Origin of the sequence: uncultured Campylobacter sp. (genome assembly GCF_938030685.1) — a bacterium.
Classification (GTDB): Bacteria; Campylobacterota; Campylobacteria; order Campylobacterales; family Campylobacteraceae; genus Campylobacter_B.
The window spans coordinates 1-25,108 of the sequence record NZ_CALHHX010000185.1; the positions used below are offsets into that span (position 1 = coordinate 1).

Below are 25,108 nucleotides of genomic sequence, written 5' to 3' on the forward strand. Positions count from 1 at the left end.
ACAGTTCGCAAAATTTGCCGCGTTCGTTCATAACGGCGACCTTTGATGAGGTCGAGCCGATGTCGATACCGATAAAATGCATAAAATTTAAATCCGTCGAAAAATATTTCTACGCCGTAGAACTTTGATTTGAATGTTAGTCTTTTTAAGCTTTTAGACTGCTGAAATTTAGCGCTCGCAGGCGGCGTGGATTAAATTTAGTTTTGCACCGCGTTTGAATCGGTTTTAAATTTAAATTTAGCGCTCGCGGGCGATTAAAATTCCGCTTAAAATCACCACCGCGATGCCCGCTAGCACGATCGGACCGGGCAGATGGTCGCCTAGCATAATTCCGAGCGCCATGCTAAAGAGGATATCGCTGTAGCTGATCGCAGCGACGATGCCCGCTTTGCGCGAAGCGGCATAGGCGCGCGTCATGTAAATTTGAAAGTAGATACCGCTGACGCCCAGAAGCGCCACTAGCACCCAGCCAAAAAGGCTTGGCGGGTTGAAATAAGCGAGCTTCGCTAAATCCGCGCCGCTGAAAAGCCCTAAAATTTTAACCTCGCTACCTTCAAGCGCCCAGCCCGCAGCCATCATCATCGCGCTTAGAAAGGTAGCGGACGAGACGAAAACCAGCACGATGAGGTTGGTGGCGTAGTGTTTGCGAAGCTCGCGCACGCTCGTGTATGCAAGCCCCGCGCACATGCCGCCGAAGATTCCCACTGCATCGGTTACGCTGATGCCGATGTGCGGGCGCACGACGAGTAAAATTCCGCCAAAGCCGAGCAGTATCGCAAACCAACCGCGCGAGCTTAGCTTTTCGCCTAAGAAAAATGCCGAAAATAGCGCGGTGAAAATGGGCGCCGTCTTTTGGAAGGTAAAAGCGGTGCCAAGATCGATGTGGGCGATATTGTAAAAGGTTGCTAAGATCCCGCAGCTGCCGATAAAGCCGCGAAACGCGAGCAGCCACGGCTTGCCGCCCGGGCCCAGATTTTTTACCCGCCGTAGCGAAAACAGCACGATGCCGATGCCTACGACGTTGCGGAAAAACACGATCTCGGCGCTGCTCATATGCTCCGCCATAACCTTGGCCAGAGCGCCGTTTAGCGCAAAATAGAAGCTCGCTACGAGCATATAATAAACGCCCAGATGTTTCAGCCAAAACGCGGAGTAGAATTTTTGTTTCATCGCACGCTACTTTCGGTTCGCCACAAGTGTGCCCGCGACGATGATGAGTGCCATGCCCGAAAGCGCCATGAAACCGGGCAGGGCGTCGCCTAGCAGCAGCCCAAATAGCGTCGAAAAGATGATGTCTGTGTAGCTGATCGTAGCTACTATGCCCGCTTTGCGCGTCGCGGCGTAGGCCTTGGTGACGTAGGTTTGATAAAACAGCCCCAGCAGCCCTAAAAGCACGGCAAAGAGCCAACCCTGCGCGTTTGGAATTTTAAATTTGCAAAGCATAAAACTCAGCGCGGGCGCGTCTATAAATTCTGCCGCGATCATAAGCGCTGCGGGCATTAGCGTGCCGGCAAGAAGCGCAGAGAGGATGATCGTATCGGAGCTATAGTATTTGCGCAGCCCGCGCACGGAGGTAAACGCCATCGCGGCGAACAATCCGCTTAAAATTCCAAAAATATCGCTTGGCTGCAAGCCAAACTGCGGCTGAATTACCAAAACGATGCCCACAAAGCCTAGGCAGACCGAGAACCAGCCCATCGCGCCGAATTTTTCGCCGAGGGTAAAGTACGCGATGATCGCCGTCCAAATGGACGCCGTTTTTTGAAAGGTAAATGCCTCGCCGAGGCTGATGTTAGCGACGTTATAAAAAAATACCATCAGCCCCAAAATCCCGATAATGCCGCGAAACGCGAGCGTAAAAGGATGACCGCCCTTGTTTGCAAAGCGCGCCGCGCGGGGACGAGCCTTGATTTTATAAAGCAGGATCAAAAGCCCGGGCAGATTGCGAAAGAGCACGACCTCAAGCGATGAAATTTGCGCGCCCAAAAGCTTAGCAAAAACGCCCGTAAGAGAGTAGTAAAAGCACGCCATCAGCATATAATACACGCTTAGATGGTGCAGCAAGAAGTTGTTGTATTTCATCGCGCCCCTTTAAATTTGCGGAATTATACACGCATAATGATTAAATTTTAATATTCCGCCGTTTTAATATTTCGCCGCGCCGCCTGCTTTTGCACGCCTGGCGCGACGACTCGGTTTTGTACTTCGGCGCTTGCTTTTGCGTTTCTTGCTCACGGGCGCTAGTTCAGTACTTGGATATTGGGCGCTGCTTTTGTGATTTTTACCGACCCTCTGCTCTGCGCGCCGCCGCTTGCTTGAGCAAAGCAGTAAAATTTGCGCAGCTGCGGGCTTTTATGCTTTCGTGTAGTTGCGTCGGTTTTTAAAATTTATAAGATTTACGCACATCTCCGCATTCTGCGATATGTTCGGCGATGGATAGCGCGTTTTGACGTCTTGCGTCCGTGCGGCGTTCTGCTAGTGTCGCGATAAAATTTCGCTAAATTTAGCGCCTAAATTTCATAAAATTTTGCCGCCCGATTCCTGCGAGCGAGCGCGTAGAATTTGGCTTTAATCTATTTTTAGTTATAATCGCGCCAAAAACTACAAGGACGAACGTGAAAAGTTTGATCATCATCGGGCGCCCCAACGTCGGCAAGTCGAGCCTTTTTAACCGCCTAGCGGGCGCTCGCATCGCCATTACCAGCGACGTTGCGGGCACGACGCGCGATACCAATAAAGCCGAAGCCGAAATTTTCGATCGTCGCGTGCGAGTGATCGATTCGGGCGGCTTGGACGATACCTCCGAGCTGTTTGCGCGCGTGCAGACTAAGACGCTAAGCGAGGCCAAGAGCGCGGATTTGATAATCTTTATGACGGACGGCAAGCTGCTTCCGAGCGACGATGAGCGGCGGATATTTTTCTCGCTGCAGAGACTTGGCAAGCCCATCGCCCTAGCGGTCAATAAGATCGACGGCAAGCGCGACGAGGAGCGGAGCTGGGAGTTTAACGAATTCGGCGTTAAATTTTTCCCGATCTCCGTTTCTCACAACAGCGGCATCGATGAGCTGAAAGAGTGGATATACGGCTTTTTAGACCCTGCGCCCGCGCAGCAGGACGAGGATGAAATTTTTGATGATTTTATAGAGGGCTTTAACGACGATGGCGAGCCGAAAGAGGGGCGCGACGAGGAATTTTATGCAGACAAGACCATCGGCGTGGGCATCATCGGGCGGGTAAATGTTGGTAAATCGAGCCTTCTAAACGCGCTTGTCGGCTCGCAGCGTTCGGTCGTGAGCGATTATGCGGGCACGACGATTGATCCGGTGAACGAAAGCACGGAATTTGAAGGGCGTACGCTTGAGTTTATCGACACGGCGGGCATTCGCCGCCGCGGCAAGATCGAGGGCATCGAGCGCTTCGCGCTAAATCGCACCGAAAAAATCTTGCAAAACTCCGACATTGCGCTTTTGGTGCTTGACGCAAGCGAGCCGCTAAACGAGTTGGACGAGCGCATCGCGGGGCTTGCGGCTAAATTTGAACTCGGGCTCATCATAATTTTAAACAAATGGGATCTTTGCGAGCGCGATTACGACGAGTTTTGCCGCGATCTGCGCGATAGGTTTAAATTTCTTTCCTACGCGCCGATCATCAGCGTCAGCGCGACGGATAGGAAGCGGATCCATAAAATTTACCCGCTCATTTTGGAGGTTTATTCAAATTTCACTCGCAAGCTCGGCACCGCAAGGATCAATGAAGCGGTAGAAGCCGCGATAAAGGCGCATCCGATACCTCGCGAGCGGGGCAAATCGGTTAAAATTTACTACGCCGCGCAGATCGGCTTTGCGCCGCCAAAGATCGCTCTTGTGATGAACCGCCCGCAAGCGCTGCATTTTAGCTACAAGCGCTATTTGATAAACAGACTGCGCGCGAGCTTTGCTCTTTCGGGAAGTCCGCTAGTGCTGCTGCCGCGCAAAAAAGGGGAGAGCGATGAAGAGCGGTAATATCGTGCTCATCGGCTTTATGGGAGTCGGCAAGGGCACGGTAGCGCGGGCTCTGGCTGCGCAAAGCGGGATGTTTGCGCTTGATTGCGACGATATGATCGAAAGCTACGCCAATAAGAAAATCGGGCAAATTTTTAAAGAGAAGGGCGAGCAGAGCTTCAGAAAGATGGAAGAGGGCCTTGCGAAATTTTTAGAAAAGTCCGTCCGCTGCGCCGTGATCTCTACAGGCGGCGGCTTTTACGCCGTGAAAAATTTAAACAAAATCGGCACCGTCGTGTATCTGAAATCAAGCTTTGAGGGGATCATTAATCGCTTAAAAAACAGCGAAAACGCGGAGAAAAAATTTGCCAAGCGCCCGCTGCTAGCCGATCTGCAAAAGGCCGCGGCGCTGCACGCCAAAAGAGACGGGGCGTATGAAAAAAAGGCCGACATCATAATCGACGTCGAAAATAAAAGCGTAAAAAAGATCGTAAAAGAAATTCTATCCGCCTGCGACGGGCTAAATTTAAAGGGGAAAAAGATGTCTAAACAAAAGTGCCCGGGCGGCGGCAAAAATTCCAAGTCGCACGGAAAAGAGAGTAAAGGCGATAAGTTTAAAAAGAAAGAGGCGCTAAAGCAGAAGCTGTGCGAATTGATCGAGGGCTTAGAGCGCGAGCAAATTCCAAAACGCGTAATCGCGTGGCACTTCGATCTTTACGAGCCTTACGCGCTTGAGCTGGCGGGATCGAGTAGTTATGACGCGGATGACGACGACTGGGCGTGCGAGGACGAGGATGAGTTTTATCCGCAAAGCTCGCGCTTGCAGCTTGAATTTTTAAGCGAGCTTTCGTGGCGGCAGGTTTTAAAACTGCTCGTGCAGGCTCTGCGCGAGCTGCGAGAGCAGATGCCAGATGCAAAAATTTTTAAGTGCAAGCACGTTGCCGCAGGCTTCGTAGACGGCGATCTGATTTTGATTTAAAGGAGCAATGATGAGAATTTTAACGGGTCTTCAGCCCAGCGGCAAGCTGCATTTGGGCAACTACTTCGCGAGTATCAAGCAGATGGTAGATGCGCAAAACGCGGGCGAGCAGATGTTTATGTTTATCGCAAACTACCATGCGCTCACGTCCGTAAGCGACGGCGCAAAGCTTAAAAACTCCACCTACGAGGCCGCCGCGGCGTTTTTGTCTCTCGGGATCGATCCGAAAAAGACGGTGTTTTGGGTGCAAAGCGACGTGAAAGAGGTGCTGGAGCTTTACTGGATTTTAAGCGGATATGCGCCGATGGGGCTGCTTGAGCGAGCGCACGCATACAAAGACAAGATCGCCAAGGGCTTTGAGAGCAAACACGATCTGTTTAGCTACCCCGTTCTGATGGCGGCGGACATCCTGCTATACAGCGCGGAGGTCGTGCCTGTGGGCAAGGATCAGATCCAGCACGTCGAGATCGCCCGCGACATCGCGCTTAAATTTAACAACGCCCACGGCGAAATTTTAACTATTCCGCAAGCGCGCGTAAACGATGAAGTGGCGATCGTGCCGGGCACCGACGGCGCGAAGATGAGTAAGAGCTATGGCAATACGATCGATATTTTTGCAGATGCCGCAACGCTAAAGAAGCAAATTTCAAGTATCGTAACGACCTCCGAGCCGCTAGAGGCGCCTAAGCAGTGGCGCGGGTGCAATGTCTATAATATCGCGAAGCTATTTTTAAGCGAAGCGGAGCAGACGGAGCTACAGGCTCGCTACGAACGCGGAGGCGAGGGGCACGGGCACTTCAAGGCGTATCTAAACGAGCTCGTGCTTAGCTACTTCAAAGACGCGCGGGATAAATTCGAATACTATCAAAGCCACCGCGAAATTTTAGACGAGATGCTAAGACAGGGCGCGCAAAGAGCGGCCGCGACGGCTGCTTCATTGATGCAAAAGGTTCGCGCCGCCGTGGGGATTTATCGCTAAGGAGGGTGAAATGACGGATTACGCTAGAGAAATTTTATCTGACGGCAAGTTGCTTCGACAGAAGCTGGAAATTTTCTTGCAAACCCCAAGTAAGGTTGAAATTTACGCACGCGCCTGCGAGAAATTTTTCGCCGCGGGCAAGCAGCGCGAACTAACTTACGTAAGCACGTGGAGCTGGTGGGCCTTTTTCGGTACGCTGTTCTTTTTTCTGTACCGCAAGGAGTATAAAATTGCCGCAGCCCTATTTGCCGTTGTGGTAATTTCTTGCTTTATTCCGTTTTTGGATGAATATGATAGAAGTATAGGAATGGCGATTAGCGTCAGTAGCGGGACTATGGCGAAATATTACGTTTGCGATAGTTTTGTTTCATTGCTGGATAAACAGGACGACGAAGCCCTAAGAAAGGGCGGCGGCGTGAATAGATGGGCGATATGGCTCGCGGTAATATTTTACGCTTTGGTCGCAATCGTGTTTGCGCTGATAATTTCAAACGGCGGCAAGGCTTAGTCGTTTTAAAGGGCTTCCGCGCTCAAAATAGCTAAATAAATTTTAAAAAGGGGTAGAGATGAAAGCGATCGTAACGGTGATCGGTAAGGACAAGGTTGGCATTGTAGCGGGCGTTTCGGCTAAGCTCGCGCAGCTTGGACTAAACATAGACGACATCAGTCAGACAGTTTTGGATGAGTTTTTTACGATGATGGCGGTGGTTTCCAGCGACGAAAAGCAGGACTTCACGGCTCTACGCGAGGAGCTAAATGAGCTAGGCGAAAAGCTAAAAGTAAAGATCAACATCCAAAGCTCGGCGATCTTTGACGCCATGCATAACATCTAAGGCGCCGATATGGACATCAAAAACGTAACCGAAACGATCGCGATGATCGAGGAGCAAAATTTCGACATCCGCACGATCACGATGGGCATCAGCCTGCTTGACTGCATCGATCCGGATATCGACAAAGCGGCGGAGAAAATTTACGCAAAGATCACCGATAAGGCGCGCGATCTAGTAAAAGTCGGTAATGAAATTTCGGCAGAGCTCGGCATCCCGATCGTAAATAAACGCGTCTGCGTAACACCTATCGCCATCATCGGCGCGGCGACGGATGCCGCGGACTACGTGCCGCTTGCTAGAGCGATGGACGAGGCGGCGCAAAAGGTCGGTATCGACTTTATCGGCGGCTTTTCGGCGCTCGTGCAAAAGGGCTACGCAAAGGGCGATAAAATTTTAATCGACTCGATCCCCGCCGCGCTCGCTGCGACGCAGAAGGTCTGCTCGTCGGTAAATATCGGCTCGACCAAGACTGGCATAAATATGAGCGCGGTCGCCGATATGGGGCGCGTGATCAAAGAAACGGCGCGGCTTTCCGATCTGGGCGCCGCCAAACTCGTCGTGTTTGCCAATGCCGTCGAGGATAATCCCTTTATGGCGGGCGCATTTCACGGCGTGGGCGAGGCTGAAGTCGTCATAAACGTGGGCGTCAGCGGCCCGGGCGTCGTTAAGCGCGCGCTTGAGAAGGTGCGAGGAGCGAGCTTTGACGTGGTCGCCGAGACTGTTAAAAAGACGGCGTTTAAGATCACGCGTATCGGACAGCTCGTAGGACAAATGGCGTCCGAGCGCCTGGGCGTGAAATTTGGCATCGTCGATCTATCATTAGCTCCGACCCCTGCCGTGGGCGATTCGGTAGCGCGCGTGCTTGAGGAGATGGGGCTGGAGCGCGTCGGCACGCACGGCACGACCGCGGCTTTGGCACTGCTAAACGACGCGGTCAAAAAGGGCGGCGTGATGGCGTGCAACCAAGTAGGTGGGCTTAGCGGCGCGTTTATCCCCGTTTCCGAAGACGAGGGCATGATAGCCGCGGTGCGCGCGGGCTCGTTAAATTTAGAAAAGCTCGAAGCGATGACCGCGATCTGCTCGGTGGGGCTCGATATGATCGCAATCCCGCAGGATACGCCCGAACAGACGATCGCCGCGATCATAGCCGACGAGGCCGCGATCGGCGTGATAAATCAAAAAACGACCGCCGTGCGCATAATCCCAAAAGGCAAAGAGGGCGACACGCTGGAATTCGGCGGGCTTCTGGGCAGCGCGCCCGTGATGAGCGTAAATAAAAACTCATCTGCCGATTTCATCGCCCGCGGCGGCCAGATACCGGCACCCATTCATAGTTTTAAAAACTAAATTTATAAAGCCCTCCATAAAAGAAATGGAGAGCTTTAATGGTTAAATTTAACCATTAGAAAATAGTTTAAATTTGAGTTATAATCTTTTATAAGAACTTAAATTTTCTATAAATAACCAGAAAGGATTTTAATGTCATATGTTCGAACAGGTAGAGTAGATAAGGCGGTAGAAACTTCAACTCCAGTATTTTTGTTTATTATATTAGCAATGTTTGCTTTTGCGATTCACCAATTACATTGTTGATAGAGCTTTATTTTCAAAATAAACTATTAAAAATAAGGCATAAAAAAGATATTATATGGGCTTTAAATTCAACATATTCATTTTGGATTCTTATTCTTGGACTATTTGTAATTTGCCTATTCGACCTATTTAATAAATATAGGTCAACTATTATACCGTTGATAGTATTAATTTTATTGCTAATTCCACATATAGTCTTATCACTTAAATACAAAAGTAAATTTAATCGGTTTGCTAGATTAAAAGCAATAAAAAGGAAAATCAAAGCACAAAAGGAAGCCGATATGATTTTAAAGCAACAAAAAGAGGAAGAAAGAATAAAAAGAGAAATTAATAAAATGAATTGTTAGATAAAGTCTACTTCAAATTTGGAGTAGAATTTATCTGCACTCCCGCATTATTTATTGGTATAGCGCAAATAAGGAGGCAAAATGCAAGAAAATTTCAAAAGCCCCGGCAGCGGTTTGGGCGGTTTGGGCAGCATGGGCGGAGGCTTCGGCGGTATGCGAAACCCCTTCAATCGCGACAAGCTCGCAGACGCAAGACGCTTCGGCATCATATCGGCGGCGCTTATGCTGATTTCTGCGCTTACGGAGCACCTACCGGGCGGCGAGGGGCTATTTAGCATCAGGGCGTGCCTGGGCTGGGCTCGCTCATCCTTCTTTACCGCGCGGCGAAAGGTATCTCCGAGCTTGCGGGCAGTGATACCGTCTCCAACGTCAAATTTATAATTATCACCGCGATTGCCTATGCGGTTGCTTCGATATTGCAAAACCGCGCCTTTACGATTATCGGCGCGCTGGCGGTTCTGTTTTTCATAGCTAGGCTCTATTACGGGCTGTATAAAGACACGCAAAACGCGCTATTTCTGATCGCCGTGGGGGTTTCGTTCGCGGGCGGCATACTGTCCGTCATCTCGGGCGACGGCTCGCGCATATCTGTGCTGATGGATTTTGCGGCGCCTGCGGCGTTTTTGTTCGCGTGGCTTCGGACGGAAAAGATCGCTTAGCGCTTTTGCGTCTGCCAGCCTAAGAAGCGAGCCAAATTCTTTCGGCGCGGATTAAATACAGCGCGCAAAAACGGGCGTAGCGTCAAAATTTTAAAAGATGACGCGAAAATATGAGGCGGAAATAAAATGCAAAAAATGGCTTGGAAATTTGGCGAGCTTGAAAAAGTTGCAACGGACGAGGGCTTCATTTGGTACGCGGAGCTGGAGTTAAAAAGCGAAAGCTTCGGTGAGGTGCCGTTTTGCCTCGTGTCTGCAGATACGGCGGATGTGGATGACGAGACGATCTTGCTCGCGCAGCGCATCGCCCGAGATATCGATCGGTACGTAAAAGACGCCCTTGCCTTCCTGCGAGACGAGCTTAGACGCGAGTATCGTTTGGGCGAGGATGAGCTTAGGCTGCTTGACGTGCCCGTTTGCGATCTGCCGTTTGGGCTCCCGCAATGCACGTTTTACGCGCGCGATACGCAGTGGTTGATGAGATTTGCTGAGGGCGCGCTTGATATTTGCGATCCTTTCGGCATCGGGGTGATTTTTGAGGGCGAAAGACCGCTGCGCGTGGAAAATTTAGAGTTTTGCTAGCTGCGGTAAAATGCTAAATTTAAAGGCGGACGGGAATTTTAATGTTTTGCCGAGTTTAAAATTTTTCGGCTCTTCGCGAATATAACGCGGTAAATTTTAAAATTTAACCGCAAGGTGCGGCATCAAAAAGACGCGGCGCCGAATTCAATATAATCTCTAAAATTTAAACGCTTAAAAGGAGAGAGCCGTGAGCGAAAAATTTCAAGCCGAGATGAAAGAGCTAGACGAAAAATTCGCCGCAATACCGGAGAATTTAAAGAAGCGATACGACAAACATAGGCTAATTAGGTGCTCTAGTATGGTATTTTAGCGCTTTTGTTCGGCATTGCATCGGTAGTTTCGCGACTTATTTCCTACGTGGATATTCAGATGCCCGAGCCCTTTTTGTTTTGTGTGGCGGTAGTTTTATCCATTTGCTTGACGGCATTTTGTTTAAAGTGTTACAAGACAAAAAAATACAGCAACTTTTTCATAAAAAATCAAGATGCCAGTTTGATGATTTTTACTTTTGAGAATACGGCTAGCTTAGTCTTGATTTTATTTCCCACTTTGCTATTTCTATCTTCGGCAATGGGAGGTTCGCGAGATGAATTAAGCGGCGCCGGCACTTTATACGGAATCTTTATAGCTCCGATTTGCATATTAGTTTTTCTTTTATGCTATTTTTATAATAAAGGCTCATATACTCCAAGGATCCATATCTGCGGCTCTCAAACGAAGCTTGATTTGTCGGTGCGAGAAGTCGAATTTAAAGAGGATGAACTAAACGAGAAATTTGCCAATATTCCAAAAAATTTAAAAAGGCGATATGACATACATAGATTAATTAGGCGTGCGAGCGCAATATTTTTGGCGTTTTTATTTATCATTGTCACATTTGCGAGCGCTATTGCTACATTGCGTGGCGTTGTTATTGTTTTAGTAATGTTATTTTCGTCCATTCTATTAACTATAGGTTATTTAAAAAGTAATTCTATGAAAGGATATAGCAAGCTTTTCATAAAAAATCAGCGAATTTCTTTAGTGGTTTTTACTATTGAAAATTTAGCTAGCGCGGCTTTGATTTTGCATCCGCTAGCGCTCATAATAGTGGCATTGATCGCTAAAAATAATGAGAGGATAATAGACTTGCTTTTAAGTGGCTCGAATATATTGTCTGTTTGCTTGATCGTTTTCGCAGCGTGCTATTTTTTCAACCGAAGCACATATATTCCAAAAAACGATAAATTCTGCTAAATTTAAACGGGATTAGAGCTCGCGAATATTCTTGCTGATGGATTTTGTGGTGCCCGCGGCTGTTCTTATTCGCGTGGTTTCGGACGGAAAAAATTGCTTAGAATCTTACGGATGTTTACGTAAGAAATTGGGCGAAATTCCGCTTCGGCGCGGAATTTAAGCATAGCGCGACAAACGCGTAAAGATGGCTGTAAATATGGACGCACGGAAAAGCAATAAAAGTCGCAAGATGCAAAGATGGGCACGGAGCGCGTTGCGGAATATAGGCGCGAGCTGCTGTGAATTTCACATTGTGTTACGCGCGCAAATTTCACGCTCCGCCTGATAAAATTTAACGCTCAAATTTCACGACAAAATTTCACGGCGCTTTTAAGCCTTGCGATTTACAACTTCCTAAGCTTCGCGATCTCATCGCGCAGCGCAGCAGCCTTTTCAAACTCCAGCGCCGCCGCGGCATCGAGCATCTGTTTGCGAAGCTCCTTTACGATCTTGGCGCGCTCGGCGGCTGGCATCTTCTCTAAATTGGCACCCTTTCTTAAAATTTCGGTGCCGTCCTCGATCTTTAGGCTCTCTTCGATATTGCGGCTTGCAGAATGCGGGGTTATGCCGTGGGCGCGGTTGTATTCATCTTGAAATTTACGGCGCTTTTGGGTGATGTCGATCGCCTCTTGCATCGAAGCGGTGATCTTTTTGCAAAACATCACGACCTGCCCGTTCACGTTTCGCGCGGCTCGCCCCATCGTCTGAATGAGGCTGGTGCGCGAGCGCAAAAAGCCCTCTTTATCGGCATCCATGATCGCGATAAGGCTTACTTCGGGCAGATCGAGCCCCTCGCGGAGCAGATTTATACCGATTAGCATATCGTATTCGCCGCTGCGAAGGCCGCGGATAAGCTCGTTGCGCTCGATCGCATCGATGTCCGAGTGCATATATTTGACCTTAAGCCCAAGCTCCAGATAGTATTTGCTCAGCTCCTCCGCCATCTTTTTGGTTAGCACGGTTACTAAGATCCGCTCGCCGCGAGCGATGACCTCCTTTGCCATATCGTGTAAAATTTCGACCTGGTTGTCGCTGTCTTTTAAAATAATTTGCGGATCGAGCAGTCCCGTCGGGCGCAGTATCTGCTCATATACGGCTCCGCGGCTAAGACCAAGCTCGTAATCATTTGGCGTTGCGGAGACGAATAGAAATTTAGCCTTTTTATTGATAAACTCATCAAACATCAGTGGGCGGTTATCAAGTGCGCTAGGCAGACGGAAGCCGTACTGCACGAGCGTTTCTTTGCGGCTGCGATCTCCTGCGAACATCCCGCGAAACTGCGGCAAGCTCACGTGGCTTTCATCGACGATGACGAGATAGTCCTTGCCCTTGCTCTCGTAGTAATCAAAGAGCGAATAGGGCGTCTCGCCCGGCTTTTGGCCGGTCAGATAGCGCGCGTAGTTTTCGATCCCCTTGCACATCCCCGTAGCGCCCAGCATCTCAAGGTCAAATTCCACTCGCCCTTTCAGTCGCTGCGCCTCTACGAGCTTGCCCGCGTCCTCAAAAAATTTCAGTCTCTGCTCAAGCTCATCCTCAATCCCTTTGATCGTCGATTTTAGGCGCTGCTCGCCCACGATGAACTGGCTCGTCGGGTAGAGAATAAATTTTTTGACGCTTTGCGTCTTTTTGTTTTCCAGCACGTCCAGATGATACATCGCCTCTATCTCGTCGCCGAAAAACTCGATCCTAAAAGCCTCGTCGTTAAAATATGCGGGGTAGATGTCGATCACGTCGCCGTTTACGCGAAAATTCCCGCGATCAAAAAAGTCGTCGTTGCGTTTGTAGCCCATATCGACGAGCTTGCGAAGCAAAAATTTAGTGCTAAATTTTGATCCGATCTCAAAAAACAGCACCATGCCTTTGTATTCGGCGGGATCGCCCAGGCCGTAGTTTGCCGAAACCGACGCCACGGTGATGACGTCATCAAAGCTCAGCAGGCTCGCAGTGGCACTTAGCCGCAAGCGCTCGAGCTCTTGGTTTACGTCGCTGTCTTTTTCGATGAAAAGATCCTGCCTAGGGATGTAAGCCTCGGGCTGATAATAATCGTAGTAGCTGATGAAGTACTCGACGTGATTTTGTGGAAAAAAGCCCTTAAATTCGCTATAAAGCTGCGCTGCGAGAGATTTATTATGCGTCATTACGAGTGCCGGAATTCCAAGCCTCTTAATAATATTTGCCATGGTAAATGTTTTACCCGAGCCGGTAACTCCGAGAAGGGTTTGGTATTTGTTGCCGCTTTGAAAGCCTGCGACGATGCCTTCGATCGCTTTTTCTTGATCCTCGCTCGGAGAGAATTTGCTCTCGATTTTAAAATTTTGCAAAATTTTTCCTTTTTTAAAGCCAAAATTGGGTAATATTTTTATTTAAATTATATCAGAAAAGGCGAAATAATGGAATCAATCTTTGACGAAGAGAAAAAGGTCGAGGGCTTAAGCAATAAAGTAGCTGAGCTGATTAGACGATACACCGAGGCTAGGGACGAAAACGAAAAGCTACGCACCGAACTAGCGACGGTCAAGGCGCAAAACGAGGCTTTGGGAATGCAGCTTGGCACGCTTGAAAACGATCTGGCGTATCGCAAGATGAGTGATGAGGATCTAAGCAAGCAGATCGACGATATTTTGGCAGGCGATAATTTAGGCGAGAAATGAAAGAAATTTCGGTTCAGCTTACGAGTAAGTCTTTGACGAAAAAATACGCGATAAGCCTGGATGATGACTTTGCAAAGGTCTTCGGCAGAGACTGGCGGATTTTAACTCGTGGCAGCGATCATCTGGATGCGGGCGAACTACTTGAAGCCTATATCCAAAAAAGCTATGAAAATTTCATGCTTAATAAAAAAATAGATGCCTTGGTAAAGGACATCGACGAAGGAGTAAAATGATGAAAATGAGAAAAGGTGCGGCAGTGGGCGGCGGCGTAAGCGGGATAATATTTTTAGCTATTATAATCTTCGTGATAGTAAAAATAATATATCCTAAATTAAGCGGTGCTAAGGATGAGGTTTTAGTAAAAGCTTATGCAGTCGAGCTTGAAGGCGTATTTAAAGATATACAACGCGACTACTTAAATCAAGGAAATTTTCGCGAGCTAAAGAGCATGACGGGCTCCAGACAGTTTAGTGATAGTGATCTAGAAAAAACCGTCACTTTAAATCAATCCTTTGATTACGGAGTAGGACCGAAGTTAAAAAACGATATGATCTTTTGCGCGACGATCACCTTGCGTCAAGATAGTGATGGATATTTTTTCGAGACCTCGAATATCAACCGCAACAGGGAGCGATGCGAAGCATTTCATAAAGATACGACTTATATGAAGTTAAATGGCTTTAGAATAGGCAAATAATTTTTAAAATTTAATCGCGCGACTGCTATGGATTCGTAAAGCGTCCGTGTAGCAAAAGCGCGATAGTGCTAGTGAAGTGCAATAAGCTGTCATTGGCTCGCACCTCGTGCCAAAAGCATGCTAAGATCTCAAGAATTCATCTTTATAGACATTTTTTAAAATTTAGCTTTAAAATTGGCATTTTTACATTTATATTGACAGCTTATCGGCTAAATTTTAATCATATTTTAGTTTGTAATTCATATCGGTCGTGATTTATGCTATTGCGGTTAAATTTATGAGATGGGTGCTTTGAAGCTATGCCCCTCGCATGGCGCGGCGATGTGAGCTGTGGCTGGATCTGCGAAAAGCGCCTTATAAAACAAGCGTATTAAGGCAAAATATCAAGATTATCTTAAATTTATTGAAATTCGCACCCCGAAAACGCGCGAAATTTTATCGGTGCGGGCTTGGGCGTGAGTTTTAAAATCTCTCATAGAATTTTATCGCCGATTCTCAACCGCCGATTTGATCCATTTGCGCAAATAATCTAGCTGCTGCGGCGTATGGAACCAATGCTCGCCGTTTTTCATAATGCTTAAGGTGCAGTCAAATTGTTGCGTAAAATTTTTAGCGATGTAAAGAGGGGTCATATCGTCGTTTTCTGCGTATAGAATTCTACTGGGCGTTTCCCACTTAGTGATCGGATTATTCAAAACAAAACTCCAATATTCCCAAAAAAGCGGTTGCCCGACATGAGTCAAAATCATCCGCTCTTGCTTCAATCGCTCCTCGCTGACGCCAGCCCTACGCATTATATTTGAAATAACGCATTTCATATCAAGTATCGGCGAGACGAAGAGGCAGTCGCTAAATTTTTCATCGCGGAAGCTTTGCAGGCTGAACCAGGCTCCTATGCTAACGGCAAACAGCGCGATTTCTTCCCAACGCTTCTTTGCATACGATAAAATTTCGCGAAATTCAAAAATAGCGCGTCGCGGATCGCAAGAAGCGGGCTCGTGCCGCCTCTGTCCGTGACCGGGCAGGTCAAAGCTAATTACCTGCCAGCCTTGCTCACAAACGACGGAAGCCAAAAGCTCCGCATCATCTTTGCTTCCGCCTTGCCCGTGAGCGTAGATATAAACTTTTTTCGAGCAGCTCCCCCAAACGGCGGCGGGAATGCCACGTATCTCGATCGTGCTCTTTTGCATTTTTCGTTCCTTTAAATTTTTTGCGCCGCTTACCCGCATTTTGCGGCAACGTCGCAAACTTGAGTAATAAATATTGCTAAAAATTTAATAGCACGCCCTGCTAGACTGTCTGCGATTAGCGATAAATTTTAAAATTTTACGCGCGAGCTGCGCCTGCCGCTTTGTTTTAAAATTTAGCCGCATGAAATTTCAGGTGGCATAATTTTTATTCTTGCAGCGCAATTAAATTTTTATGTCTTAGATTTCTGCAAGCTGAGAAATTTAAAATTTAAGCTCACGCAAATTTTATCGCGACTCGTGCAAAATTTTAAAATTTTACGTCTGCTTTATTTGCAGGCTGCGCGAACAAATACCGCTTAAATTCCAAGCGTGCTCACGCCGCAGAAATTAAAATTTGCGCTAATTTTACAAGCCCTGACTGAGATGGTTTTTAAAATTTCGGTGCTTGATAGCGCCCGCAATCGCGCTGTGTTTGCCATGAACATATCCAAAAAGCTTAAAAAATCAATCCTGCGGCGCCGAGTTTGAGCCCTAAAGAGATAACTATTAAGACCCCAAGCCCTGCAAAAAAGCCCGCCAGCACGTCATCCAGCATCACGCCGAGCCCGCCCGGCACGTCGCGATCCACGCGCCCGATGATCGAGGGTTTGCGGATGTCAAACGCCCTGAAAAACAGCAGCGCCAAAATCATCGCAAGGGCCGAGATCCTGCTGCTCTCAAAGCCCGCGATCAGCTCCCGCAGCGGCAGCGAAAAGATCTCGCCCACGGGCGCTGCGACGCACATCGCGATCCACACCCCCACGACCTCGTCGATGACGATCTCGCTGTTATCGTGCGAGCAGGTCCGCTTCTCATAATCGCCTACGATCTTAAGCGAGACGAAAAAAATGATGCCGGCGCACAAAAACAGCGTCACCTCGCCCGCCAGCATCAAGATTGCAAGCCCCACTATCCAGCCTGCGATGCTGCCCCAGGTGCCGGGCGCGGGCTTTAGCAACCCCGCGCCGAAAAATGTAACGAAAATTTTATCCATAATTGTCCTTTTAAATTTTGCTTTTTAAAATTTTACCGCTTATTTTAATTAGGGCATCTGCTCGCGTGCGAAAATTTTAAATTTCGTTCGTGTAGAATTAATTTGCCCGCCCGCACGAAATTAATTCTACTCGCTCGCCACAAAAATTTCGCTCGTTAATGTAGGAATTTTAAAATTCTACTCATTTGCGTAAAAATTTTAAAATTTTGCTCGCTTGCGTGGAGATTTCAAACCCATACGCAAACGCACGGCATTTTGCGCGAGCGGCAGTCGTTGCGCTGCATCCGAGTTTTGCGCCGTAACTCGCAGCGACCGCCTAATTTTAAAATTTTAAGCTCGCTTGTCGCAAGCTTAAAATTTAGATCCGCTGTACTGCTTTACATATCCATCGCGCCTTAAAATTTTAAATCCGCTTCGCCGCAAAATTTTACTGCGTCGTTATAAATTTGCTACGTAGCCGAAGCTTTAAAATTTAAAGCTCGTTTTACCGCACCGCTTGTTTTAAAAATTTAGCTTCATTGCGCCACAAAATTTTACGCCAAATTCTGCCCGCCGCTCTTTATGCTATAAAATTCCGCGCAGTCCTTTTTTTCTGCGCTATGAAATTTTACTTTACGTCTAGCCGCCGTAAATTCTAACGTCGCGAAATTTTACCCTCTGCCTAGCTTCCGCAAATTCCACGTCATTTTTTGCGTCGCGCCCTCGAGAGCTACGTCTTTAGCGCGCTGGTTTGATACAGTTGCATCAGCTGCTCGTAAAACTCGCTCTCGCCGTGGCTCTGCAAGATCCCGCTGTTTGGAAAAAGCTCGTCGTAGAGCTTTTGTAGATCCGAAAATCGCGCGGGAAAAAGCTCGCTTAAAATCATCGCCGAGATCTCTTTACGCATAAAAATCGCGGGCGGCAAAATCCCCGCGCGCAGCAGTGCCTTGAGATTTTGTGTGCGGTAATGCACGTGATGATGAGCGCCGTGAGGGCAGTTTTTCGTGCTTACGAGCACCTTGCACTTCTCGCAATAGACGTATTCGGGCATCAGCAAAATTTCGATTTCGCCGCGTTTTTGATACTCGTCCAGCACCGAATGCACGCCGCCACCTTCGAAAAATAGCTCCATATTTGCGTGATTTTGCCCAAAAATTATTTTGTTTATACCTAAATTTTTTGCGATTGCGCACTGCAGTGCGGGCTTGTCGTCAAAAATCGCAAGCGAGCCCAGATCGATCATCATGGCGCGTTGCGCGACCAAAAAATTTTGCAGCAAATAGCTTAGCGTTTTTTTGCGTAGCTCGTAGGGCAGGGCATCCGTGCTATTCGTGCCGGTTAAAAAAATCACCACGAAATCCGCCTTATCGATCATATGCCTAATCAGCCGCTCATGCACGCGGTGGATCGGATCGGCGCAGGTAAAAAACGCTGAAATTTTAGGCGCGGCAAGTGAGCTTGCGACTTTTTTTATGCGCGCGATTTGCTCTGCAAGCTCATTTTTTAGCAGCGTGATGCGCCCCTGCACCGCAGTTTGCTCTGCGTATGCGTTTTGAAACACCGAGTCTGCGACCTCGCTTACGCTTGGAACATAAATGTCGCTAACGTCTATGCGCGTGACAAGCTCACAATAGGCGGGATTTGCAGCGGGATTTTTGATGAAATTTTCGGTGGAATTTGAGATAAAATTTCCCGCCGAATTTGCTACGGATTTTGCATCTGCGCTACAAACGCGATTTATCGCAGAATTTTCGGCAATGCTCCGCGCGGAATTTGCCGCAGAATTTACACTGGAGCTTTTCGCCGAATTCAAAGTGGCGTTTTTCGCAGATTTTGTATCTGCGCTGCAAGTAAAAGTTTGATCATAGCACGCAGCAAGACTTTCTATATGGTCTAAGCCCTCGCTTGTAGCGTTTATAGCGCTTTGCGCACTTGCAGTGCGCGCGAAATCCGTGCCGCTTTTTGCAAAATTCTGCTCGTTTTGCGCCGCGGCAGAAACCTCTTCCTGCAAGTTGCGTGATCCTTTAACTAGCAAATACGCGTCGTTCTCGCCGCTAAGCGAATTTTTGGCGCATTCGGCTATGCCGTCCTTTCGGAGATAAAGCTCCAAAATATCGCCCTTTTTTGCGTCCGCGCAGGAAAAAACGAAATTTATGCCGCATACGCTTAGCTTGCTTGGGCGCAGTAGCTCGCAGCTCTTGCCGAAAGCGCCGTTTGCGAGTAGGCTCAAGACGTTTAGGTCGGAGCGCGAGATCACTATCTTGCGGATTTGCGTTGCGCTATTATTTGCGCCTTTGCTCTCGCTTCCGGCTTGCTCTGCTTTTAAATTTCTTGCCGCGCCCTTAGCTCGCGCCTCGTCTTTTCTGGCATTGCTCGTCTTTGACATTTTTAAATTCCGCATCGTTTTTAAATTTTGCTTTGCCTTTAAATTTAGCGCCGCGTCGCTCGAAGCTTTTGCGATGTTTAGAGGTTTTGTGCCGCTTAAAATTCCTTCGCTTTCAAGCGGTTTTATTTCGTTTAAATTGCCGGTATCGCGTGAAATTTCTGTCCCGTCTGCGATCCACACCGAGCGAGCGCGGCTATTTTTTTCTTGCGATGCCATATTTTTTTCTTTTCTCCCAAAGCGATTTTCGCGAAATCCCAAGTGCCGCCGCCAGATCGGAGTCGAAATACTCGTCTTGGTGCGCTACGATCGTGAGCTTTACGTATTCTTCGATGCTTAAAATTTCACTGCGTTCTTTGCTGCTGCCAAGCGTAATTTCGTCGCTAAAGCCCTTTTGCGCGCCGATGGATCCGGCGATTATACGCATGGATTTGGTTTTGCTTAGAAATTTTTCCTTCTGTGCGCCGCTTAGGCTATCAAAATCTGGTGCGTAAAAAATCTCCGCGCCGCGTTCTAGCGGCTCAGGGCTTTGCGCGGATAGAATTTTAAGGCGCGATTTTAGCGCAAGCGCGATCTTAAATACCGCCGCAGCTCGCGCTGCCGCATCACCGCGCAAAAGAAGCGGAAATTTTATCTGCGCTAAACGCATGTGCGGTATTTCGCACGAAAGAGAGATCTCTTTAAGCAACGCTTCGTAGGCTTCGTTTTGCGATTTTAGCGAGCGAAACTGCGCGTAGTGCTCGATTTTTTTGATAAGCTCCTCTATCATAAAAGGCTTTTGGATATAATCCGTCGCGCCCGCTTTTACGGGGTTTAGCACCGTTTCGCTATCGACGTAGGCGACCATTAAAATTATGATCGAGCGCCTAAATTTCTCGATCAGCGGATAAAAGCTCGCGCCGCTCCAGCTCGTAGAGAGCAGCACCGCCTCAAACTCCTCCGCAAGAGCTGCCGCAGCCGCCAAACTCGCCGCGTTAGTGCATTCATGCCCCAGCGCGCCAAGCTTGTTTGCGATACTTTGAGCAAGATAGCTTTCGCTCTCGATGATTAAAATTTTCATACGTCCTGCGCCTTTGTTGCGTGCTTTTGCCAGTCGTAGAATTTCAAGCTTACCGTAGCCTGCGCGGCGATACCCTCGCTTCTGCCCGTAAATCCCAGTCCTTCGGTCGTGGTCGCTTTGACATTGACGCGCGCGCAGTTTAAAATTTCGCTCAAAGCCTCCTGCATCTGCGCTTTGTAAACGCCGATCTTCGGGCGCTGCGCAATGATCGTGATATCGGCGTTTACTAGCTCGTAGCCGTAGCCTCTGACGCGCCGCATTACCTTTCGTAACAGCTCCTTGCTATCCGCGCCTTTAAGCTTGGCGTCGCTGTCGGGGAAAAGCTCGCCTATATCGCCTAGCATCGCCGCGCCGCAAATAGCGTCGATTAGGGCATGGATCGCTACGTCGCCGTCGCTGTGTGCGATCAGCGCGAACTCGCACGGAATTTGCACGCCGCCGAGCACGATGCCTGCGCCTTTTTCAAGCGCATGCACGTCGTAACCCGTACCGCAAAAGATATCGCGCGAGCATGGTTTTAAATTTAGCGCCGCTAGATCGCTTGTGCGCGTGATCTTAAGCGCGCCCGCTTCGCCTTTTATAAATTCTAACCGCCCGCCCGCGCTGCCGATCGCCGCGCTGTCGTCGGTAAAAATTTCGCTTCCTTCAAGCGCCTTTTTAAGTAGCGCCGTGCGCGAAAGTTGTGGCGTTTGGATGAGGCGCAGCTCCTCTCGCTCCACAATGCGCTCGCCGAGATAGGTCGTATCATTTACGCCAAGATAGGGGCTAACGCAGTCCGCGCTGCCTAAATTTCGTATCAGCGAGGAGATCAGCCTTGGCGAAATTTGCGCGCGCGCCACGTCGCTTACGAGCACGAGCTCGCTCTCTACGAGCTGCAGCGCGTTTTTTAGCGAGCTTTGGCGATTTGCACCGCCGGGGGCGAAGTGAAATTTTAAATTTGAAGAGCCGCATTCATCTGCGCCGCATTCGACTTGAGCTTTAAAATTTTCCGCGCCCCGCGGCTTGCTTGCGTCGTTTAGATCATCTGCGCCGCATCCGATCCTGGCCTGCTTTCTTTGAAAGTTATACTCGCTCGCGCCGCACTCCGAGTTTTCTCCGCGCGCCGAGGCTAGGCTGCACGCATAGAGGCGCTCGCAATAGCCCACGTCCTCCTCGTTCACGGCGATTATGATTTTTTTAAATGGGTGCGCCCGCGCAATGCTCTGCGCGACGTATTGCCAAAGCGGCAGCTCGCCCACGCGCAGCCACTGCTTTTTGACGGGGAGACCAAACCTGCTCGAATCGCCCGCGGCGAGCAAAATCAGCGATATATCTTTCAAATTTTATCCTTGAAATTTTGTTACGAAATTATACGTATTAAAAATGAAAGCAAAATTAATCTCGGCTTGCGAGCTAAAATATCTTGAGTTTAGGCGCAAATTTACGCGGCGCGGCGGCGAAATTTCAGCTTACGTTACGAAAATAAACGGCAAAAGAAAAGTAAGGATTAATGAAATTTGTTATATTATACGCGCATTTTTAAGTAAGCGAGGCGAAAATGACCGAAAGCTGCGTATCACAGATCTATTTTGCAAAAAAAGGCGAGCTGACGCCACAGATGAGAGGGGTCGCGCAAAGCGAGCGCATGGACGTGCGGGCCTTATGCGATCTCATCGCGCAAGGAAGAGCGATCATCCCCGCAAACGTTAATCACAAAAGCCTAAAGCCCATCGGCATCGGGCGCGCGCTGCGGTGCAAGATCAACGCCAACATTGGCTCCTCGGGCACGACGAGCGATGTCGAGGGCGAGCTGGAAAAGCTCGAAGCCTGCTTAAAGTACGGCGCCGATACGGTGATGGATCTAAGCACGGGCGGCGATCTGGACGAGATCCGCGCCGCGATAATCGAGCGCTCGCCCGTACCTATAGGCACGGTGCCGATCTATCAGATGATCCATGAGCTGGGCGATATTAAAAATTTAAAAACGAGCGCTATTCTTAGTACGATCGAGAAGCAGGCGCGGCAGGGAGTGGATTATTTCACGATCCATGCGGGCTTTAAGCTCGAGTTTATGCCGCTGCTGTCCCGTCGCAAGATGGGTATCGTAAGCAGAGGCGGCTCGCTGATAGCGTCGTGGATGATGAAATTTCATAAGCAAAACCCCTTCTACGAAGCGTTTGATGAAATTTGCGATATCTGCGCCGCCTACGACGTATCGCTCTCGCTGGGCGACGGCTTGCGCCCTGGTTGCTTATACGATGCGACCGATAGGGCGCAGCTTAGCGAGCTTGAAATTTTAGGCGAGCTGGCCCTGCGCGCGAATGAAAAAAACGTACAGGTGATGATCGAGGGGCCGGGGCATATCCCGTTTAACGAGATCGAGCTTAATATACAGTTAGAGCGCAAGATCTGCCGCGACGCGCCGTTTTATGTGCTGGGGCCGCTTCCGACCGACATCGGCGCGGGCTACGATCACATCAGCTCGGCTATCGGCGGGACGATGGCTGCGTATTGCGGTGCCAGCATGCTCTGCTACGTAACGCCGAAGGAGCATTTGGGGCTTCCCAATGCAAGCGACGTCAGAGAGGGTATCATCGCACATAAAATCGCCGCTCACGCCGCAGACGTCGCGCTAGGCAAAGCGGGTGCGATAGAGCGCGATCATGCGATGAGCGATGCGAGGTATGGTTTTGATTGGAACAGGCAGTTTGAGCTTAGCTTCGATCCAGATCATGCGCGCGAGCTGCATGACGAGAGCCTGGGCGATGAAATTTACAAGGGCGCGGAGTTTTGCTCGATGTGCGGGCCGAAATTTTGCGCATATAAAATCAGTAGAAATTTAACCGAAAATAAGGAGAAGGAATGAGTAAAGACGAAGTCTTAAATTTGCTTAAAAGCGTGATCTATCCGGGCTTTTCTAAAAGCATCGTGGATTTTGGATTTGTAAAAGAGGTCGAAATCGGCGATAGAATTTTCGTAGGGATCGAAATCCCCAGCGCCAAGCCTGAGATCGCCGCAGAGCTCAGATCGGCGGTGCAAAAGGCGCTCGGCGCGGACGTGGAAATTTTAATCAAACAGCCCAAGATCGCCGAGGAAAAGAGCAACTCTCGCAGCGGTAAAAATATCGCGCCGCAGATCAAGCATTTCGTGATGATCAGCAGCGGCAAGGGCGGCGTAGGCAAGAGCACGACGACGCTAAATTTAGCCATCAGCACGGCAAAACTCGGCAAGAGGGTAGGAATTTTGGATGCCGATATTTACGGGCCGAATTTGCCGCGAATGATGGGCGAAGATAAGACGCAAGCAAGCGTCGTGGGGCAGAAGCTAAAGCCGATCTTAAGCCACGGCGTGGAGATGATGAGCATGGGCGTGCTGATGGAGGAGGGCGCGAGCCTCATCTGGCGCGGCTCGATGATAATGAAAGCAATCGAGCAGCTGCTAAAAGACGTGGCGTGGAGCGATCTGGATGTACTGTTTTTGGATATGCCTCCGGGTACGGGCGACGCGCAGCTTACGCTCGCTCAGAGCGTGCCGGTGACGGCGGGCGTGTGCGTCACGACGCCGCAGACGGTCGCGCTGGACGACAGCGCGCGCGGACTTGATATGTTTGAAAAGCTCCACATCCCGATCGCGGGCCTTATCGAGAATATGAGCGGCTTCATCTGCCCCGATAACGGCAAGGAGTACGATATCTTCGGTCGCGGCGGCGCGCAAAAGCTGGCGCAGCGATACAACACCGAAGTAATCGGCGAGATCCCGATCGAGATCGCTATCCGCGAGGGCGGCGACAGCGGCAAGCCGGTAAGCTTCTATGCGCCCGATTCTTTAAGCGCGAAGCGCTACGAAGATGCCGCGTGCAAGCTGTGGGAGAAGATCGAGAAGATCGACCGCGAGGAGCTCGTGGACAACTCCGCGATCCAGCCGGTGATGGACGGCAAGAGCGCCTGCTCGAATTAGGACTTTGGCGGGCGCGGGCAGGGTGTCAAATTTCGCGTGGAATTTCTCTTGAATTTTGCATATTGAAATTCAACGCGGAATTTAATAATTTGGAATTTTACGCCTAATTTCGCTGCAAATTTTATAATGCTCGCAAAATTTCAGTATGCAAATTCGCCATAGAATTTTGCCCGTAAATTTAGTGGGTAAAATTTAACGCGGGTTTTGTGGCTTGGAATTTCGAGCCGAATTTTGTAGCTCGAAATTCCTGGCAAAAATTCCGCCGCGAAATTTTGAAGTGATTTTATGGCGCCAGCAAAATTTTTGTGTAGAGTTTTGTAGCGCGAGTTTTTATACTAAATTTTAGAGCTTTAAATTTCACTTTGATTTTGAGCAAATTTATAGCGCTCACAAAATTTGGGCAGACGAAATTTCGAGCTAGAATTTTACTCAAGCTTCGTTGTGTGAGGGTTCAGATAAAATTCTAAGCGCAGAATTTAACGGCGAAAATTAAATTCCAAACGCGCAATTCAGCGAGGTAAAATTTGCCGTAGAATTCCGCCTTGGAGTTTTAAATGTAAAATTTTAAGCATAAAGCTTTGCCGCAGAATTTCAAAATGTGAAATTTTAGCGCTAAAGCTCTGTTTTAAAATTTTAAGATGGGGCTTTAAAATATGAATTTTAGGCTTGAAATTTATCGCGTCTAGCTTTTTAGCGGTAGCCACAGCATTGCGCTAGTTTAAAATTTTTATTTTGCCGGGTTTCATGGCAGTGGAGCTTATCTGCGAAAGCCTCTGAGAAGCTTATTTAGAGTGGAATTTTATCCGTATCGGTCGCGGCAAGGAAATTTCTCGTGCATCTGAAATTTAAGCAGCTGGAATTTCATTCGTATAGGCTGTGGAGCCAAAGCGGCAAAATCCCTAAGCCTAGGGCTTTTAGGTTTAGGGATTTTACTTTTATACGAAATAAGAAA

At 48.8% G+C, this 25,108-nt stretch carries 24 protein-coding genes and 1 pseudogene; 16 read left to right on the plus strand and 9 right to left on the minus strand.

The window, feature by feature from the left end; genetic code table 11:
• Window positions 1–237: 237 nt before the first annotated feature.
• Window positions 238–1,170, minus strand: a complete 933-nt coding sequence (locus Q0369_RS08515) for a DMT family transporter (RefSeq protein WP_298098662.1) — start codon at window positions 1,168–1,170, stop codon at window positions 238–240.
• A 6-nt stretch (window positions 1,171–1,176) separates the two neighbouring features.
• A complete protein-coding gene (locus Q0369_RS08520; RefSeq protein WP_298098664.1) occupies window positions 1,177–2,082 on the minus strand; it encodes a DMT family transporter in 906 nt (301 codons plus the stop codon).
• A gap of 533 nt (window positions 2,083–2,615) precedes the next feature.
• On the opposite strand from Q0369_RS08520, the gene der reads away from it, so the two are divergent.
• From der to Q0369_RS08575, 11 genes and pseudogenes are all read left to right on the plus strand, one after another.
• Window positions 2,616–4,001 (plus strand): ribosome biogenesis GTPase Der, encoded by a 1,386-nt coding sequence (der, locus tag Q0369_RS08525; RefSeq protein WP_298098666.1) that lies wholly within the window; start codon window positions 2,616–2,618, stop codon window positions 3,999–4,001.
• A pseudogene (locus Q0369_RS08530) lies at window positions 3,988–4,485 on the plus strand (shikimate kinase); the annotation flags it as partial. The gene der and the pseudogene Q0369_RS08530, both read left to right, overlap by 14 nt.
• 484 nt (window positions 4,486–4,969) lie before the next feature.
• Entirely contained in the window at window positions 4,970–5,938 is a 969-nt protein-coding gene (gene trpS, locus Q0369_RS08535; RefSeq protein ID WP_298098669.1) for a tryptophan--tRNA ligase, read from the plus strand.
• Between the two features lie 10 nt (window positions 5,939–5,948).
• Window positions 5,949–6,446: a DUF2628 domain-containing protein gene (locus tag Q0369_RS08540; protein WP_297989500.1), complete on the plus strand. Its 498-nt coding sequence runs from the start codon at window positions 5,949–5,951 to the stop codon at window positions 6,444–6,446.
• Window positions 6,447–6,504: 58 nt separating this feature from the next.
• Window positions 6,505–6,771 carry an ACT domain-containing protein gene (locus tag Q0369_RS08545; RefSeq protein WP_002944456.1) on the plus strand — a complete coding sequence of 89 codons (267 nt, stop codon included), beginning with the start codon at window positions 6,505–6,507 and terminating at the stop codon, window positions 6,769–6,771.
• A gap of 9 nt (window positions 6,772–6,780) precedes the next feature.
• The gene (locus Q0369_RS08550; RefSeq protein WP_298098674.1) at window positions 6,781–8,118 is read left to right on the plus strand and encodes a PFL family protein; all 1,338 of its coding nucleotides are present in this window, start codon (window positions 6,781–6,783) and stop codon (window positions 8,116–8,118) included.
• A 677-nt stretch (window positions 8,119–8,795) separates the two neighbouring features.
• Window positions 8,796–9,095, plus strand: a complete 300-nt coding sequence (locus Q0369_RS08555) for a hypothetical protein (protein WP_298098677.1) — start codon at window positions 8,796–8,798, stop codon at window positions 9,093–9,095.
• The gene (locus Q0369_RS08560) at window positions 8,999–9,373 is read left to right on the plus strand and encodes a hypothetical protein (protein WP_298098679.1); all 375 of its coding nucleotides are present in this window, start codon (window positions 8,999–9,001) and stop codon (window positions 9,371–9,373) included. The genes Q0369_RS08555 and Q0369_RS08560 overlap by 97 nt, the downstream gene beginning before the upstream one ends.
• A gap of 126 nt (window positions 9,374–9,499) precedes the next feature.
• Window positions 9,500–9,952 (plus strand): hypothetical protein, encoded by a 453-nt coding sequence (locus Q0369_RS08565; protein ID WP_298098682.1) that lies wholly within the window; start codon window positions 9,500–9,502, stop codon window positions 9,950–9,952.
• A 187-nt stretch (window positions 9,953–10,139) separates the two neighbouring features.
• The gene (locus Q0369_RS08570) at window positions 10,140–10,262 is read left to right on the plus strand and encodes a hypothetical protein (protein ID WP_298098684.1); all 123 of its coding nucleotides are present in this window, start codon (window positions 10,140–10,142) and stop codon (window positions 10,260–10,262) included.
• Window positions 10,263–10,321: 59 nt separating this feature from the next.
• Window positions 10,322–11,188: a hypothetical protein gene (locus tag Q0369_RS08575; protein WP_298098687.1), complete on the plus strand. Its 867-nt coding sequence runs from the start codon at window positions 10,322–10,324 to the stop codon at window positions 11,186–11,188.
• Between the two features lie 383 nt (window positions 11,189–11,571).
• Here the strand turns inward: Q0369_RS08575 and uvrB are convergent, their stop codons facing one another.
• Complete coding sequence (uvrB, locus tag Q0369_RS08580) at window positions 11,572–13,548, minus strand: excinuclease ABC subunit UvrB (protein ID WP_298098689.1); 1,977 nt, start codon at window positions 13,546–13,548, stop codon at window positions 11,572–11,574.
• Window positions 13,549–13,617: 69 nt separating this feature from the next.
• Here uvrB and Q0369_RS08585 point away from each other — a divergent pair, with 69 nt between their 5' ends.
• The 3 genes from Q0369_RS08585 to Q0369_RS08595 are packed head-to-tail and all read left to right on the plus strand — an operon-like array spanning window position 13,618 to window position 14,575.
• Window positions 13,618–13,878 carry a hypothetical protein gene (locus Q0369_RS08585; RefSeq protein ID WP_005871316.1) on the plus strand — a complete coding sequence of 87 codons (261 nt, stop codon included), beginning with the start codon at window positions 13,618–13,620 and terminating at the stop codon, window positions 13,876–13,878.
• Window positions 13,875–14,111 (plus strand): hypothetical protein, encoded by a 237-nt coding sequence (locus tag Q0369_RS08590; RefSeq protein WP_005871317.1) that lies wholly within the window; start codon window positions 13,875–13,877, stop codon window positions 14,109–14,111. Before Q0369_RS08585 ends, Q0369_RS08590 begins: the two co-directional genes overlap by 4 nt.
• Window positions 14,108–14,575: a hypothetical protein gene (locus Q0369_RS08595; RefSeq protein WP_177388005.1), complete on the plus strand. Its 468-nt coding sequence runs from the start codon at window positions 14,108–14,110 to the stop codon at window positions 14,573–14,575. Before Q0369_RS08590 ends, Q0369_RS08595 begins: the two co-directional genes overlap by 4 nt.
• Window positions 14,576–15,057: 482 nt before the next feature.
• Here Q0369_RS08595 and Q0369_RS08600 read toward each other — a convergent pair whose 3' ends face one another.
• From Q0369_RS08600 to ispF, 5 genes are all read right to left on the minus strand, one after another.
• Window positions 15,058–15,765 carry an alpha/beta hydrolase gene (locus Q0369_RS08600; protein WP_298098691.1) on the minus strand — a complete coding sequence of 236 codons (708 nt, stop codon included), beginning with the start codon at window positions 15,763–15,765 and terminating at the stop codon, window positions 15,058–15,060.
• A gap of 496 nt (window positions 15,766–16,261) precedes the next feature.
• Window positions 16,262–16,798 carry a phosphatidylglycerophosphatase A gene (locus tag Q0369_RS08605; protein WP_298098694.1) on the minus strand — a complete coding sequence of 179 codons (537 nt, stop codon included), beginning with the start codon at window positions 16,796–16,798 and terminating at the stop codon, window positions 16,262–16,264.
• A 709-nt stretch (window positions 16,799–17,507) separates the two neighbouring features.
• On the minus strand, window positions 17,508–19,379 hold the full coding sequence (locus Q0369_RS08610) for a hypothetical protein (RefSeq protein WP_298098697.1): 1,872 nt from the start codon (window positions 19,377–19,379) through the stop codon (window positions 17,508–17,510).
• Complete coding sequence (locus tag Q0369_RS08615) at window positions 19,357–20,220, minus strand: response regulator (RefSeq protein ID WP_298098699.1); 864 nt, start codon at window positions 20,218–20,220, stop codon at window positions 19,357–19,359. The genes Q0369_RS08610 and Q0369_RS08615 overlap by 23 nt, the downstream gene beginning before the upstream one ends.
• The gene (gene ispF, locus Q0369_RS08620) at window positions 20,217–21,539 is read right to left on the minus strand and encodes a 2-C-methyl-D-erythritol 2,4-cyclodiphosphate synthase (protein ID WP_298098702.1); all 1,323 of its coding nucleotides are present in this window, start codon (window positions 21,537–21,539) and stop codon (window positions 20,217–20,219) included. Before ispF ends, Q0369_RS08615 begins: the two co-directional genes overlap by 4 nt.
• Window positions 21,540–21,757: 218 nt before the next feature.
• Between ispF and thiC the strand changes: the two genes are divergently transcribed.
• Window positions 21,758–23,065, plus strand: coding sequence for a phosphomethylpyrimidine synthase ThiC (gene thiC / locus Q0369_RS08625; RefSeq protein WP_298098705.1), 1,308 nt, complete (start codon window positions 21,758–21,760; stop codon window positions 23,063–23,065).
• Window positions 23,062–24,156, plus strand: a complete 1,095-nt coding sequence (locus Q0369_RS08630; protein ID WP_298098708.1) for an Mrp/NBP35 family ATP-binding protein — start codon at window positions 23,062–23,064, stop codon at window positions 24,154–24,156. Before thiC ends, Q0369_RS08630 begins: the two co-directional genes overlap by 4 nt.
• A 509-nt stretch (window positions 24,157–24,665) precedes the next feature.
• On the opposite strand, the gene Q0369_RS08635 is transcribed toward Q0369_RS08630, so the two are convergent.
• Window positions 24,666–24,860 (minus strand): hypothetical protein, encoded by a 195-nt coding sequence (locus Q0369_RS08635; RefSeq protein ID WP_298098711.1) that lies wholly within the window; start codon window positions 24,858–24,860, stop codon window positions 24,666–24,668.
• Window positions 24,861–25,108 lie beyond the last annotated feature (248 nt).